This is a genomic window from Chitinophaga cymbidii (assembly GCF_007992715.1).
Lineage (GTDB): Bacteria > Bacteroidota > Bacteroidia > Chitinophagales > Chitinophagaceae > Chitinophaga > Chitinophaga cymbidii.
Genome location: NZ_BKAU01000005.1, coordinates 628380 through 643179, shown reverse-complemented (window position 1 = coordinate 643179; position 14800 = coordinate 628380). Strand labels below are relative to the sequence as shown.

The 14800-nt window shown below is 53.6% G+C and carries 13 protein-coding genes and 1 tRNA gene; 8 read left to right on the top strand and 6 right to left on the bottom strand.

All coding sequences use genetic code 11. The features are described 5' to 3' along the window. Nucleotides 1–67 precede the first annotated feature (67 nt). Nucleotides 68–1021, bottom strand: a complete 954-nt coding sequence (locus CCY01nite_RS21245) for a hypothetical protein (RefSeq protein ID WP_146865995.1) — start codon at nucleotides 1019–1021, stop codon at nucleotides 68–70. 202 nt (nucleotides 1022–1223) lie between these two features. Here CCY01nite_RS21245 and CCY01nite_RS21240 point away from each other — a divergent pair, with 202 nt between their 5' ends. Beyond that, entirely contained in the window at nucleotides 1224–1562 is a 339-nt protein-coding gene (locus CCY01nite_RS21240; protein ID WP_146865993.1) for a hypothetical protein, read from the top strand. Between the two features lie 45 nt (nucleotides 1563–1607). Here the strand turns inward: CCY01nite_RS21240 and CCY01nite_RS21235 are convergent, their stop codons facing one another. Both CCY01nite_RS21235 and sppA read right to left on the bottom strand, forming a co-directional pair. Beyond that, nucleotides 1608–2348 carry a hypothetical protein gene (locus CCY01nite_RS21235; RefSeq protein ID WP_146865991.1) on the bottom strand — a complete coding sequence of 247 codons (741 nt, stop codon included), beginning with the start codon at nucleotides 2346–2348 and terminating at the stop codon, nucleotides 1608–1610. 48 nt (nucleotides 2349–2396) lie between these two features. Continuing rightward, nucleotides 2397–4148: a signal peptide peptidase SppA gene (gene sppA / locus CCY01nite_RS21230; RefSeq protein ID WP_146865989.1), complete on the bottom strand. Its 1752-nt coding sequence runs from the start codon at nucleotides 4146–4148 to the stop codon at nucleotides 2397–2399. A gap of 135 nt (nucleotides 4149–4283) precedes the next feature. Between sppA and folK the strand changes: the two genes are divergently transcribed. Continuing rightward, entirely contained in the window at nucleotides 4284–4778 is a 495-nt protein-coding gene (folK, locus tag CCY01nite_RS21225; RefSeq protein ID WP_146865987.1) for a 2-amino-4-hydroxy-6-hydroxymethyldihydropteridine diphosphokinase, read from the top strand. Nucleotides 4779–4780: 2 nt separating this feature from the next. Continuing rightward, entirely contained in the window at nucleotides 4781–5404 is a 624-nt protein-coding gene (locus CCY01nite_RS21220; protein WP_146865985.1) for a deoxynucleoside kinase, read from the top strand. A 63-nt stretch (nucleotides 5405–5467) separates the two neighbouring features. Here the strand turns inward: CCY01nite_RS21220 and CCY01nite_RS21215 are convergent, their stop codons facing one another. Next, the gene (locus CCY01nite_RS21215; RefSeq protein ID WP_146865983.1) at nucleotides 5468–5683 is read right to left on the bottom strand and encodes a hypothetical protein; all 216 of its coding nucleotides are present in this window, start codon (nucleotides 5681–5683) and stop codon (nucleotides 5468–5470) included. 194 nt (nucleotides 5684–5877) lie between these two features. On the opposite strand from CCY01nite_RS21215, the gene CCY01nite_RS21210 reads away from it, so the two are divergent. Then, complete coding sequence (locus CCY01nite_RS21210) at nucleotides 5878–6474, top strand: hypothetical protein (protein ID WP_146865981.1); 597 nt, start codon at nucleotides 5878–5880, stop codon at nucleotides 6472–6474. 108 nt (nucleotides 6475–6582) lie between these two features. Further along, complete coding sequence (locus tag CCY01nite_RS21205; RefSeq protein WP_146865979.1) at nucleotides 6583–8574, top strand: STN and carboxypeptidase regulatory-like domain-containing protein; 1992 nt, start codon at nucleotides 6583–6585, stop codon at nucleotides 8572–8574. Here the strand turns inward: CCY01nite_RS21205 and CCY01nite_RS21200 are convergent. Then, a complete protein-coding gene (locus CCY01nite_RS21200; RefSeq protein WP_246129996.1) occupies nucleotides 8518–9801 on the bottom strand; it encodes a BaiN/RdsA family NAD(P)/FAD-dependent oxidoreductase in 1284 nt (427 codons plus the stop codon). The two genes, CCY01nite_RS21205 and CCY01nite_RS21200, sit on opposite strands and share 57 nt — an antisense overlap. A gap of 116 nt (nucleotides 9802–9917) precedes the next feature. Between CCY01nite_RS21200 and CCY01nite_RS21195 the strand changes: the two genes are divergently transcribed. Then, nucleotides 9918–12353 carry an MG2 domain-containing protein gene (locus tag CCY01nite_RS21195; protein ID WP_146865977.1) on the top strand — a complete coding sequence of 812 codons (2436 nt, stop codon included), beginning with the start codon at nucleotides 9918–9920 and terminating at the stop codon, nucleotides 12351–12353. Nucleotides 12354–12411: 58 nt separating this feature from the next. Here the strand turns inward: CCY01nite_RS21195 and CCY01nite_RS21190 are convergent, their stop codons facing one another. Further along, nucleotides 12412–13617 carry a hypothetical protein gene (locus CCY01nite_RS21190; RefSeq protein ID WP_146865975.1) on the bottom strand — a complete coding sequence of 402 codons (1206 nt, stop codon included), beginning with the start codon at nucleotides 13615–13617 and terminating at the stop codon, nucleotides 12412–12414. Nucleotides 13618–13931: 314 nt separating this feature from the next. On the opposite strand from CCY01nite_RS21190, the gene CCY01nite_RS21185 reads away from it, so the two are divergent. Together CCY01nite_RS21185 and CCY01nite_RS21180 are read left to right on the top strand one after the other, a co-directional pair. Further along, a tRNA-His gene (locus CCY01nite_RS21185) sits at nucleotides 13932–14005 on the top strand. 66 nt (nucleotides 14006–14071) lie between these two features. Further along, the gene (locus tag CCY01nite_RS21180) at nucleotides 14072–14665 is read left to right on the top strand and encodes a DUF445 domain-containing protein (RefSeq protein WP_146865973.1); all 594 of its coding nucleotides are present in this window, start codon (nucleotides 14072–14074) and stop codon (nucleotides 14663–14665) included. Nucleotides 14666–14800 lie beyond the last annotated feature (135 nt).

Genomic DNA, 14800 nt, shown 5'->3' with positions numbered 1-14800 from the left:
TAACAGGAAAAGCCCCCGCGGCGCTGTGGCCGGGAGGCTTTCTATCCATGTTCTGGGGGAGAGAAACTTAAAAGCCGTCGAGCGCGGTGATCTCTGTCTGTACAGCGCTCTCCGTGGTTTCAGCGAGGGTCAGCGCTTCCACCTGGTTTTCAGTGATAGTAATATCTTTTTTAGCGAAATAATATTTGCCGTCTTTGATGGAGAAAGAAATGAGCCGTCCTTCCGCGCCTACGGGCATGGCATTGTCGTAGCTCTTCACCTGGTTCTCACCATCGGGCGTGTACAGCTGCGCCACCACGTTATCGCCTTTTGCGATGAAGAACACATAGGTTTCGCCTTCCATCGCGCGGAAATTGGCCATGGTACCGGGATTGTTGGGCACGCTCACTTTCATGGTGGTTTTGGGATTGCTCATGTTCCAGAAAATATCGCAGTTCACCCAGCCCAGCTCACCGAAGTCGAAAGCAAAAACGAAATTGTCCACTTTCACTTCTCTTTGCGCGCCCTGGCGGGGGTTCTGCCATGCAAACTGGTTGCCCTGCACGGTATCCGCGCCTATCCACAACTGCGTGAAGCCATCGCGGTCCGTAGGCATTTCAATGCGCACCGGCACTTTCAGTTCCGCGTCCACGCTCTGACCGCCGCTTTTAACATCCAGGAACAGCGAGCCGTCTGATTGCAAGGGCATGCCGGAGATGTGGTTCGTATTCACGCCTGCCATTACCAGCTGGCTGCGTTTCAGCAACTCGATCGCTTCCACCGTTACATTGCCCGTTACCGCTTCGCCGTTTTGCTGAAAAGCGCCGGCGGGGAAAGTGATCTTCACGCCGCCTTTCAATGTAACGGTTTTGGGGAGATCGGCCGTTGAGAAGGTGAACGACTGTATCTGCGGCCCGGCTTTTTCAATGAAGTCGCGGGTATTTTTGATCTGATCTTCCGGCGGCGGCGCATCGTTCTTTTTACAGGCGTAAAAGCAGGATGCGGCGGCTATCATTGTTACAAATAATTTGGTCGTTTTCATGAGATATTCGTTTTAATGAAGGGTTGTGTGTTTGAAGGAATATCAACATGCGGGAAGTTTTGTTACCCTTGTTTTATAAAAAGTTTTTAACCGGTGATTAACAAATTAAAAATCAGTGGATTTGATGGATTTATTTATGTTGCGGGCATAAGATCAACCAATTTGCCGTCCCAAACGGCGCAACTGCAAAATCTGAACTGGTATGAGCGAACAACAAACTTCCAACGGCTCGATGGAGAACAATGCGCTGGAGAAGATGTGTACCTGTTATGACAGCATTCTTGCTTCCCTGCAGGAATTTGAAGCTTTCAGCGCCTCACAGATCATTTGTAATGTGGTGAACGAGCACATCAAACGGCTTACGATGGTGATCCGCCAGCACAACGAGATTGCGGCGGCAGCGGAAAAAAGCATGGAAGCGCTGGCGGACGGACTGCGCCGTCTGCGTTTGCAGGCGCAGCAGATCGTGGACGAGAATCACAACCAGGTGATCCGCATGACGAGCGATGAGCGTGATCCGGTATATACGGATGAAGGTTGACAGGTGTCAGCAGATGACGCAGCATGGAGGTTGACGGTATGCTTCTTACCTTGGCGTTAGCCTTACATAGCGGGTGCTTTCTTCCATATCCTGGTTAACAATGATCATATTGGCCAACAGCTGACCGGCATGCTTCCACTTGATGGCCACAGGCCCCCATTTGTTCAGCTGCCTGCTTTGCACGAGGAATATCTTCCCCTGCCGGTATTCGTACAGCTCAAACCCGTTTTCGGTAAATCCCGCGATCAGGTCTGAATTGCTGCAAATGAAATGTTTTCCGTCCGGCGACAGCTGCGGGATGCCGATGGTGCTTAGCATTTTGCCGTCGGATTTGCTGACGAGATCGTAAGAGAACCATTCGTAGCCGCCGTTGTATACGACCCAGTGCCGCAGTTGGGGGATGTAGCCCTGATAATGGTATTCCGCATAATCATCATTATCGGAAAGATTGTTCACCAGCGTTTTTTCCTGCCCGTTGTCCAGCCTGAAAACCAGCGAATCGCCGCGGCGTTCCACCAGTCCTTCCGCTTTCGCGATCGTGCGTGTTTCACTGGTGTCCGCCAGCATACCGGGAATCGCATCAAACTCTTCCTGGCTGGCGTCTTCAATGTCATATAATTGCCCGCCGATGGTAATGGTATCCAGTTCCGTCAGCACCACCTGCACATTGCTTTTAACCGGCTCCGGCGGCAGGGAGTCCCCGGAAAGTTGCTGTACCTGCGGAGTAGCCGGCTGCTGGCAGGCGGCAGACATCACGAATAACGCGGGCAGGAAAAGATGCTTCATAGGCGGATAATGCTCATTGTTTTTATGCGGGTGGTTTCAGTACGTTCATTACTGGATGATAAAATCGCAGGGCAGTTTGGCCTGTACACCGCCGGTGATACGTTTCAATCCTTTCAGCACCTGGTAGAAATGATATTGTTCGCCCAGCTCTTCCTTTACCATGCTGGTGCGGATCTCGCCACCGAGATTGCGGAGCAGCTTTTCGTAGGGATTCACCGGTTTCGGGTAGGCGACAACGTTAGTTTCAGGCAGATTGGCCATGCGCGCCGCGCAGGCAAGGGCGTCGGAGATGCCGCCGAGGCGGTCTACCAGGCCAAGCTTCTGTGCCTGTAATCCCGTCCATACCCGGCCCTGTGAAATGCTGTCCACCACTTCGGCGCTCAGCTTGCGGCCGGCCACTACACGGTCTTTGAAGGTAACGTAGATGCTGTCTACCGACCGCTGGATGATCACTTTTTCTTTTTCTGTAAGCGGGCGATGGGTGCCGCCGAGGTCTGCGTACTGTGCGGTTTTCACATTGTCGAACGTAACGCCGAGTTTGTTGTTGAAGAAGCCCTGCATGTTCGGCAATACGGCAAATACGCCGATGGAGCCGGTCAATGTGGTAGGTTCCGCATAAATAGAATCCGCCATGCAGGAAATATAGTAACCGCCGGATGCAGCATAGTCGCCCATCGATACGATCACCGGCTTGCTTCTGCGCGCCAGTGAGAGTTCGCGCCAGATGCCTTCGGAAGCCAGCGCACTGCCGCCGGGTGAGTTCACGCGGAACACGATGGCCTTGATATCTTTATCCTGCCGCGCTTCCCGGATGATCTTGATGTAGGTTTCGCTGGCGATGGTTGTTTCGTTCTCGCTGCTGCCGCCTACGATATCTCCCTGCGCATAGATGAGCGCGATGTTGCCGGAGGCGTCGGAGAAACCTTCCGCTTTGTCGTACCGGCCAAGCGAAACGAAGTTCACTTTCTCCTCTCCTTTCAGGTTGAGGCTGCGCTTGATCTCGTCCATCACTTCGTCGTCATACTTCAGTCCATCTACGAGCTTGTACCGCAGCGCATCTTCCGGGAACTGGATGCTGCCTTCGTTGGCGTACTGGTGCAGCGTGGCGGTGTCGATGCCTCTGGCTCTGGATACTTTCTGGAGAAAATTGCCGTAGAGTTCGTTGAGAAAAGCGGTGGTCTGGATGCGGTTCGCTTCCGTCATCTTTGTTTCGCGCAGCGGTTCGGTGGCGCTTTTGAATTTACCGTTGTAGAATATCTGCGGCTGTATTTCCAGTTTTTCCAGGGTGCCTTTCAGGTACAGCATGGTGAGGGAATAGCCGGAAAAGTCCACCGCGCCTTTGGGGTTCAGGTACACTTTATCCGCCGCTACGGCAATGCCGTAGGCGCTTTGCGGCATTACTTCCGCATATGCATATACGAATTTCTTGCTCTTTCTGAATTCGATGACCGCTTTATACAGCTCTTCGCTGGACGCATAGCCGTTGCCGTTACCGTCCGTTTTCAGGTAGATGCCTTTGATATTATCGTCGTTAGCTGCTTTTTTGATCAGGCGTACGGCGTCGTACAGACCGGGCACCTGGCCGGGTTCATCGCTGTAATAGCTTCTGAACGGGTCGTTGATGCGCTGTTCATTGAATGACTGGCTGATATCCACCACCAGCACGCCGTTGGCGCCGATCACCACTTTTTCGGCAGTGGCCAACCGGCCGATCATCATCAGCATGAAAAAGAAGCCGATAATGGAGAAAACAATGAGGGCCACAAAGGAAGCGAAGAAAAACTTGAGAAAACTGCGCATGTTATTTGATTAGTTTATTATCCGGGTAACGGCCGGTGGATGAAAAGCTGTTTTAAGGAACCCCGGCCATTTGCCCAAAAACGAATAATTTTTCCAAAAATAAGGAATATGGCTACTTTTGGGCCGTCAAAATACATGAATACAGCAATATTACTTATAGGTGGCAATATCGGGGACAGGCCAAAGTACCTGCAGCAGGCGGCTTTGCTCATTGCCGCGCGCACAGGGCGCATCACGGCGGAATCCGCATTGTATGAAACGGCTCCCTGGGGGGACGTGCAGCAACCGGATTACCTGAACCAGGCCCTCCGGCTGGAAACGGAACTGAGCGCGCCCGCACTGCTGGAAATATTGCTGAACGTGGAAAAAGAGATCGGGCGGGTACGCCGTCAGAAATGGGGCGCCCGGGTGATCGACATCGACCTGATCTTCTTTAACCAGGAGGTCATTACCCTGCCACAGCTAAAAGTACCGCATCCCCGGATGCAGCACCGCCGTTTTGTGCTGGCGCCGCTGAATGAGATCGCGCCGGACTGGATGCACCCCATCCTGCAACTCACTGTTAACCAGTTGCTGGACGCTTGTCCGGATCCCCTGCCCGTGCATAAATTCGCGGCCGCAGCCCACTAATCATGTTATACCGCTTCATTACCATAGAAGGCAATATCGGCGCGGGAAAGACTACCCTCGCCACGCGGCTCTCGGAGCATCTGAAAGCCCGCCTGATACTGGAAGGCTTCGCCGACAACCCCTTCCTGCCCAAATTCTACGCACAGCCGGAGCAATACGCCTTTCCGCTGGAGCTTTTTTTCATGGCCGAACGTTACAAACAGCTGAAGGAAATGCTCGCTACCCGCGACCTCTTCGCCCAATATACCGTCAGCGATTACCTCTTCATCAAAAGCCTGCTGTTCGCCAAGATGAACCTCCAAGCGGATGAATTCGCCCTTTACCAGAAGCTGTTCGACATCATCAACCCGCAACTGGCGCAGCCGGACATCCTCATCTTCCTCAACGCGCCGGTGGACCGCCTCCAGCAGAACATCAAAAAACGGAACCGCGCCTATGAACAGCAGATACCGGACGCATACCTGCATAAGGTGCATGAGATGTACATGCAGTTCATCCGGCAACATCCGGTGCGCACCCTGGTGGTAGATACAACCAAAACGGATTTCCTGCATAGTGATGAGGATTTCAATTCGCTGCTGGCCGCGTTGGAAAAGGAACATCCCGTGGGGTTAACTTACCTGTAAAATATAATAAGAGGGGCTGACCAAAAATTAATGGTCAGCCCCTCTCCCTGCAATCCCTATTCGTCAGGCGGCGTTTACCACCGGATCAACGAACGCTGTTAACAGTGATACGGCCAGTGGCCCTGCCAGCGGCACATTCACTGCAAATCCCTTTGTGAGGAAGTAACCGGCTTTCACAACCGTGATCAGGTCACCGATGTAACCGCCTCCCTGAATGTCTTTTAGTTCCCGGGCATCCAGCTCCCGGCAGCCAAATTGTGTAAACAGATCGTTTTGCATAACTATTAGATTGTGGGTGATGAAATACTGTCATTAATTTATCCATTCTCCCTTATACAGCCATATACCATTTTGTTCATTTTGATACCCGCCTGTTCAGCCTGTTCATTCATCTCAAAAAAAATATCGTCCGCCTTTTGGGGTACCTGCAGATTTCTCCGTCATATATGCAGAAACCACAAAAAGAACACTATATGAAACAGATCATGCTGGTTTGCGCAGTGCTCCTGCTCAGCCACTTTGCGAAAGCACAACACATCGAATCCTTATCCAACCGGGCGGGCAAACCCTCCACCCTCGGCGCATACGGCGCATTACAGGGAAAGATCACCGCGGTAGACGGAAAGTTCGCCGTGCTGACGGGCGGTTACGGCGGCGTATTCCTCAATAAAAAGATATTGCTTGGCGCGGCGGGGTATTCCCTCGCGAACCGCATAGATGTACCCGGACAAACGGACCGCCAGTGGGGCTTATGGTATACGGGGGGCGTATTTGAATATGTGTTTCAGTCAGACAGGCTGATCCACTGGTCTGCCGGTGCGCTGGTCGGCGGCGGCGGCGTTTCGCAGCGGACGGGGTATGATAAGGGCCGTGACGAGGTGCATGTGAGAAGCGGGTTCGCGGTGGCGGAACCATTCATCAACGCGGAGCTGAACATCACCCGCTACCTGCGTGTTATTGCCGGCGGATCATGGCGGCAGACATTCGGCACCGGTTCCCGTGCAGGCATCACCGATGCCAGGCTCAGCGCTCCCGCTTTTCATCTTGGCATAAAAGCCGGGCTCTTCTGACCGTTTGTACAAAACCGCACGCACCTTTTACCTGTTTTACCCTAATTTTGGCCGCCGGAACTGAAAAAGACAGTTCCGGCGCCCGCTATGTACAAACCCTCCGTCGTATTGAAAAGCATTCTCCTTATAACATCCTGCGTACTGTCAGCCACCGGGGCGTTCGCCCAGCAGCCGCTCGGCAAAACCGTTTCCATCCGGGTCCACAATCAGCCGGTGGATACTGTATTGCAGCAGATCTCCCGCCAGGGCCGGGTGAATTTTTCGTATATCGGCGCGCCTTTCCGCAAAGACAGCCTCGTAACCCTCAACGTGAGCCATAAAAGCATCAAACAAGTGCTGGACCTTCTGTTCAACGCAGGCATCCAGTACGTGGAATCCGGCGACAACATCATCCTCCGGCGCGCGGAAGGCTTCCGCGAACGGAATTACATCATCAGCGGATATGTGCGCGACCGCGAAAACGGTCAGGCCGTATCCAACGCCAGCATCTACGAACGGGCCACACTGCTTTCCACGTTTACCGACGGATCGGGATACTTTCACCTCCGGTTAAAGGACCGCGGGCGGCAGCCTTCGGTGCAGCTGACGGTAAGCAAAGAACTGTACATGGACACCGCCCTGTATGTAATGCCGGGCTTCGACCGCGAAATATCACTGACCATCGCTCCCGCCAAACCTGTACTGCTGAAGGAATTCACGGTATCGGACCAGGTGGACAAAACATGGATCGGCAAACGCTTGCTTTCCGAGGGATTGAGAAGGCAGACGCAGAACATTTCGAAGTTCTTTGCCAGCAAGCCTTTCCAGTCATCGATCGTTCCATCTGTGGGCTCGCACGGAAAAATGGCGGGCCAGGTGGTGAACAAGGTGTCGCTGAACCTCGTAGGCGGCTATTCCGCGGGGCTGGACGGCGCGGAAGTAGCGGGCGGGTTCAATATCAACAAAAGAGATGTGCAGTACGTACAGGCCGCGGGTATCTTCAACATCGTCGGCGGCAGCATGACAGGCGGACAGGCGGCAGGTGGTGTAAACCATGTGATGAAATCCGTCAACGGCTCACAGGCGGCGGGCGTCATGAACATCGCCAATGATACGGTGACGGGCGCGCAGGTTGCCGGCTTACTGAACCGTGCGCTCGGGGATATGACGGGCATGCAGGCGGCAGGGCTGATCAACCGCTCCGGCAGAAAGATGCGGGGGGCGCAGTTTGCGGGGTTGATCAATACGGCGGCGGACAGCATGCAGGGAATACAGGCGGCGGGATTGCTGAATTATGTGGACGGGCCTGCCAGCGGATTACAGGCGGCGGGGCTGATGAATTATGTGGACGGGCCTGCCGGCGGATTACAGGCGGCGGGGTTGATGAATTATGTTGATGGGCCTGCCGGCGGAATACAGGCGGCGGGGCTTGGCAACTTCAATCATGGCGGTCAGACCGGCGCGGCCATCGCGGGCGTGTTCAATCATACGGGAAAATCATTTAACGGCTTGCAGCTCGCCGGTGTAGCCAATAATGCAGGGGACAGTCTGCATGGCGCACAGATCGCGGCACTGGCCAATCACAGCAAAGGCACCGTGCGCGGCTTGCAATTGGGCCTGCTTTTTAATTATGCCCGTCATCTGAAAGGCATGCAGATCGGCGCGATCAACATCGCGGATACTTCTTCCGGTTATGGCATTGGGCTGGTGAACATTGTCAGGAGAGGCGGATATTATAAATTGTCGGTCGCTGCAAACGAGTTTATGCCGGTGCAGCTTAGTTTCAAAAGCGGCCTCCGCAAGTTCTACACGATGCTGGCGGGCGGTTATGATCCCGGGGAGAAGCGGCACGCGCTGGGGTTGGGGATCGGGCATGTATTCGATATCAACCGGCGGTTCTCGGTAACGGCGGAAGTATTACAGCAGAACATCTTTTCTTCTTCATGGAAGTCACTCGGACAGGTGTACCGGTTTCAGCCCTTCGCGCACTTTCAGCCGGCGAAGTGGTTTTCTGTGCATGCGGGGCCGGCGGTTTCCTACAGCGAGAAATTCAAAGATCCGAAGCTATCGGCCGGAAAGGGCGCCTGGCTGGGCTGGCAGGTGGGGATCAGTTTGTTTTAACCCCGCCGCTATCCACCCGCTCGTCCACGCATGCTGGAAATTAAATCCCCCCGTAATACCGTCCACATCCATCACTTCACCGGCAAAGAATAAACCGGGTACCATCCTGCTTTCCATCGTATCCGGATTGATCTCGGACAGGCGGACGCCGCCGCAGGTCACAAATTCTTCCTTGAATGTTGTTTTTCCTTTCACCGGGAACTCCATGCCCGTGAGGCAGCGGATCAGTTTGTTCTGCTCTTTGGCGGGCAGCTCGGCCCACCGTGCATTTTCGTTTATGCCTGACTGTTGTAAGAGAAAATGCCAGAGCCGTTGCGGCAGGCCGAAGGGATTTTTGGTATAGATCATTTGTCCGCCCATGCTCAACCGCAGCTCCGGCCAGGCATCGCGCAGCGAGCTTTCATGATAGGCTGGCAGCCAGTTGACCAGTAACGTGAACGTATATTGCAGGCTTTGCAGCAGGCGCGCGCCCCAGGCGGACAAACGCAATACCGCGGGCCCGCTCATTCCCCAATGCGTGATCAGCAGCGGGCCGGATTCCTGCAGCTTCAAACCCGCGATCTTCAGCTGTGCATCCGGTACAGACACGCCCATCAACGCTGTAACGGGATTTTGCGGCATGTTGAACGTAAACAGCGAAGGCGCCGGCGGCTCTATCGTATGCCCCAGCTCCCGCAACCAGCCGAACTTCTCAGCCTGCGCATATCCTCCGGCCGCCACACAAACGTAACGGGCGGAAATGGTATTGCCATCCCGCAATTGAATGATCCACTCCTCCCCTCGCCGGGTGATCCCCGATACTTCCGACTGCATCTGCACCTTCACGCCATACCGGTCCGCTTCCCGCAAGAGGCAGTCGATGATCGTCTGCGAGCTGTCCGTTACCGGGAACATCCTCCCGTCATCCTCGGTTTTCAGCTGTACGCCTCTTTCGCCGAACCAGCGGACCGTGTCCGGCACGAAAAAGCGGACGAAAGATTTTTTGAGGAACTGCGTGCCGCGGGGATAACGCTTCGCCATCTCCGGGATGCTGCTCAGCGCATGCGTTACATTGCAGCGCCCGCCGCCGGAAACTTTCACTTTGGATAACAGCTTGTTCGTTTTTTCCAGCAGGCGTACTTCCAGTTGCGGATGCAGCCTTGCCGCATTCACCGCGCAAAAGAAACCGGCCGCTCCGCCCCCGATCACTACCAGCCTGTTCATGCCTTTTTCATCTTTCTGCATCATATTGCGGCGAATTTCGCACTTAATAGCCCAAAAAGGAAATGTTAAAATCTGATAATTCCTTTCTACTAATTATTCGTAATTCATTATCTTGTTGTCTTTAAAAGACAGCCAACGCCATGCAACGCAAGTCCCTGCTTAAACTACGTAACCTGTTGATCGTCGGCCTCCTGGCCACCGGTACCTGGGGAGCAATGGGTTTTAAATTACCTGATGACTGGACGGACAGGATCGTACTCGCACTACAGAAATTCACGCAAAACTATCCGCAGGAGAAGGTTTACCTCCACTTCGACAAAGATTATTATGCCCCGGGGGAAACCATGTGGTTCTCCGCATATATTACGCTGAACAACCTGCCCGCCCTCGGCGCCCGCAACCTTTATGCGGAGCTGCGGGACGCGAAAGGCGCTGTTGTGCAGAAAGAGCTGGTGCTGGCTTATGAAGGCGGCGCGGCCGGCGAGTTCCAGCTGCCGGAAAGCATCAAGCCCGGACTTTATCAGGTGAGAGCATATACCGCCTGGATGCTCAACTTCGATTCCACCTTCCTTTTTTACCGCAACATACAGATCCTCGATCCAAAGAATACCGCCGCCACCGAAAAGCCCGCCGCCAAGAATTATTCGGTGCAGTTTTTCCCTGAAGGCGGCGACCTCATCCAGGAAGTGAACAGCACCGTGGCCTTCAAGGCCATCGACGAAAACGGCTACCCTATCAAAGTAGCCGGCGTAGTGCGCAACAGCAAAGATGAACAGGTAGCGGTGATAGAAACGGTGCATGACGGCATGGGCTCCTTTGAGCTGAAACCGGTAGCAGGCGAAACCTACAAAGCAGTGGTGCAATCCGCCAGCGGCCAGCAAAAGAACTTCCCGCTGCCCGCTGTGAAAGCATCCGGGCTTGCGCTGAAAGTATTCAACCGCGGCGCCCGCGTTTTTTATCTTACAGGCTATCACGGACTGGATACCAGTCACAATGAACTGATGCTGGTCGCGCAGATGCAGAACCAGATGGTGTACAGGGCCATGCTGAACATCGAGGAAGGAAAAGTAAGCGGGCTGATACCCGCCAAAGACCTGCCCTCCGGCATCCTGCAACTGACGATATTCGACAAAACGGGCCGCCCGCTGAGCGAGCGCATCGTATACATCAACCAGAAGACCGATACGCTGGACTTCTTCCTGGACCCGCAGGAACTCAATAAAGGACCGCGTGAAAGAACAGAACTGGTATTGCAGGTACCCGATTCCATGAGAGGCCGTGTAAGCGTATCCGTTACTGACGCCGACCAGGTGCCGAGGGACCCCAACGCCAACAATATCATCACGCACGGGCTGCTCACATCCGACCTGCATGGTTATGTGCACAACCCTTACTGGTACTTCCGCAACGACAGCGCCAGCACCTTGCAGGCGCTCGATCTTGTGATGCTCACCAACGGATGGCGGCGCTTTTCCTGGGAGGAGATCATCAACGACAAATACCCGGAAATACGTTACCCGTACGAACAGGGCATTTCCATCACCGGCACCGCCTTTACGACCGGCCGCAATCCGATGACGGACGGACAGGTGAGCTTCCTCATCCGCATACCGGTAGACAGCTCCACCGCCATCGCCTCCGCACCGGTGGATTCCAAAGGGCGGTTCCTGCTGGAGAACATGCTCTTCAGCGATACGGCCAATATCTACTTCCAGGGAAATATGGCCAATAAAAAATGGAAAGATGTAGATGTGGAATTCGACCGCCACTTCTTTGACATATATGCGCCGGTTAAAACGCCGATGCCGTTGTTACCGCCGCCGCCTGTCGACAGCCGCATACTGAAGAATTACCTGGCAACGGTCAGCGAAGGCAACAGCGTGAACCGCACGATCACGAACCGCACCATCTACCTGAAAGAAGTGAACATCAACGCGAAAAAACCTACCGCGGCGGAGAGTACGGACAAACGTTACGCTACCGGCATGTTCTCCAGCGACAATGGTTATACTTTTGATCTGACGCAGGAAAATCCCACTTCCTTCAACGTATTCCAGTACCTCCAGGCCAGGGTGCCCGGCCTGCAGATCAACGGCGATATCAACAGCCCATCCCTCTCCTGGCGCGGCGGCGCTCCCGGCGTGTTCCTGGACCAGATGCCGGTGGACATACAAACCGTAGCAAACATTCCCATGGCGGACGTAGCGCTGATCAAAGTATACCGCCCGCCCTTCATGGGAGGCTTCGGCGGCGCGAATGGCGCCATCGCGATATGGACCCGCAGAGGCGGCGATTCCCGTCCCGATCCTACCGCCAAAGGCATGGAAATGATGAAGAAAGGCGGCTACCGCATCCTGAAAGAATTCTACAACCCGGATTATGCCGTGAAGAAAGAAGTGCACCGCCTGCCCGACAAGCGCCTGACGCTCTACTGGAACGCGAACCTGAAGATCGACACAACGAACAATACCGCCCGCTTCACGTTCTATAACAACGACTTTACAAAGAACTATCACGTAGTGCTGGAAGCAATGGACCAGTACGGCAGAGTTGGACGGGTAGAAAAGAACTTCTAAAAACAAAAAAACGGGGCATTGAACCATGCCCCGTTTTTTTATTGCCTGAAAAAGCCCGTTAATCCTTCAGCTTGTTCAGGTAAAAACTCAGTTTGAACAGCAGCTCGTCCTGCAAGCCGGCCCGCAGCTTGGCTTCATCGTCCGTGATGCCCAGGCGGCGCAGGCGCTGGTAATAAACGTAAGACCCGCCGATCAGCTCCAGGCATTCCTGGATCTTCGTTTTCACTTCCGCTTCCTTCGCTTTCTTGTCGAACTCCTTTTTGGAAAGGATCTTGTCCACAAAATAAAAAGCGTCCTTGTCCTCCGTCCATTTACCATCTTCTTTATGCTGCGGCTTGTAGACTTCGAGATAACAATTGTCCAGCTTCAGCGGCTCGCCAAACTCCGCCTTGATGTCGATCACCATTGGTTTTTCCGCGCTGCGGTTAGCCAGGCGTTTCTTAATAGCGTTGCTGATCTCCACGCCAAGCTCGCCGCTGCTCATCAAAAGCTGGTTCAGTTCGGAAAATTCCAGCCCGATGGTAATGCGCGAATAGCTTCTGCCGCTGCGGATCTTGCCGAAAAGACTGGGCGTGGTCTTGTCATCGAACACGATATCTTCTATCTGCACTTTCGAGATGGTCTGGTAATTCGGCTTGTATCCTTCTTCCGCCGGCGTCAGGCGCTTGTTCTGCGGCTTGGCCACCTCCTGGCGGCGCAGCTGCTGGATAAAATCATCCACAAACCGGAGCCCCTGTTTTTTCAGCTTTGCGTACAGTTCGTGGCTGGAATAGTTGTGCACTTTGCCGAGCACCTGCAGGTCTTCCCAGGCGCGGTGCAGCTGCACCCGCTTCAGCTCATCCAGGATGTCCTGCGGCGTCATGTTACGGCGGTACAGTAACTCCCCTACCAGGAAAATAGCATAGTCATGCACCGGGCAGCCGAGTTCCGGCAACACGTCGTACGGACTTTTCTTCTGATCACGCGCCTGCGTCAGCTGGTCCAGATCGCTCATGACCGGCGACAGCAGATAACGGCGCGCAGCCGTTCTCAGTTTGCGGCTGACATAGTCCAGCAACTGGTCGTTCACCACACTGTGATGCACAAAATCGTGCAGGATCTGTACGAAGCGTTTCGATACCGGTAAACCGAACTGGGTCAGAATATCGCTTTCCATTTCCTCTACGCGGTTATTCACTGCTGTACCTGCTGCTTTCCTGGGCTTTTTGTCCAGTTGCTGATAATGCTGGTAATACTCCTGTAATTTCAATTTCAGTTGATCCATATGCATAATTAGTTGTACTTCAATCTACTATATAATTATCCTTTGCCTTATAAAAACAAAAAGCCCAGCACTTCGCATGCTGGGCTAGTAAGTTTTCGGGTGAATTGCGAAACGCAAAGATAAGGTATTTTTTGGGGAAATCCTGTGCATAACTCACCTGTTTCTGGGGTGGTTTTCGGCGGGCGAATTTTGCTCTTAGCATCAGTTAGTTATCCTCGTCAAAAAAAACATCTATAATCAAAAAAGATTTTTACCTGACATTTGGAAATTGAAAACGAATTACGTTAACTTTGCACTCCACAAAATACGACACGGTGGCTGTAGCTCAGTTGGTTAGAGCATCAGATTGTGGTTCTGAGGGTCGGGGGTTCGAAACCCCTCAGTCACCCACCTTTCAAAGATGGTCTCTGTAAAAATGGAGGCCATTTTTTATTGTATATAATACAGCATTGCTATGTTACTTTACCTGATTCCTTTTCTCGGCGCATTTGCCGGCTGGCTGACCAGCCGGGCGGCGGTATGGCTGATCTTTCACCCGGTAAAGCCGGTGAACCTGGGCGTGCTCACCCTGCAGGGGATCTTTCCCCGGCAGCAGCAGCGCCTTGCCGCGGAACTCGGAAAAATGGTGTCGGAACAGTTCTTTTCTTTTGATGACATCCGGCGGAAGTTAACGGACCCGGAAAAGATCAGCGCGATCAAACCGCTGGTGGAAGAGCACCTGGAACATTTCCTCCGTAAAAAATTGCCGGAAACAATGCCGATGATATCCATGTTCATTGGCGACAGCACCATCCTCCAGATAAAAACCACCCTGGCGGCGGAGCTGGACCTGCTCTTTCCGAAACTGATCGGCCAGTATCTTGAAAACGTGCAGAACGAGCTGGACCTGCAACGGATTGTTTCGTCCAAAGTAGCGGGCCTTTCCGTGGAACAGGTGGAAGCAGGATTGCACAACCAGCTGGGCGGCGGCCTTGCAAAAATGGGTTGGCTCGGCGCCGGTATCGGGTTTGTTACAGGATGCCTGCAGTTGCTGATAGCCATGGTGTAGCAGCGGACGCCTTATTCCCCCGAAACGTACGCCCACACTGTGTTAAATAATGTTAACGCCTTCTACCATTGTTTTAACCGCATTCGTCCCTTTTTCCTTTCCCTTTATCACTTTGTCCCCGGAGCGAGCGTGATT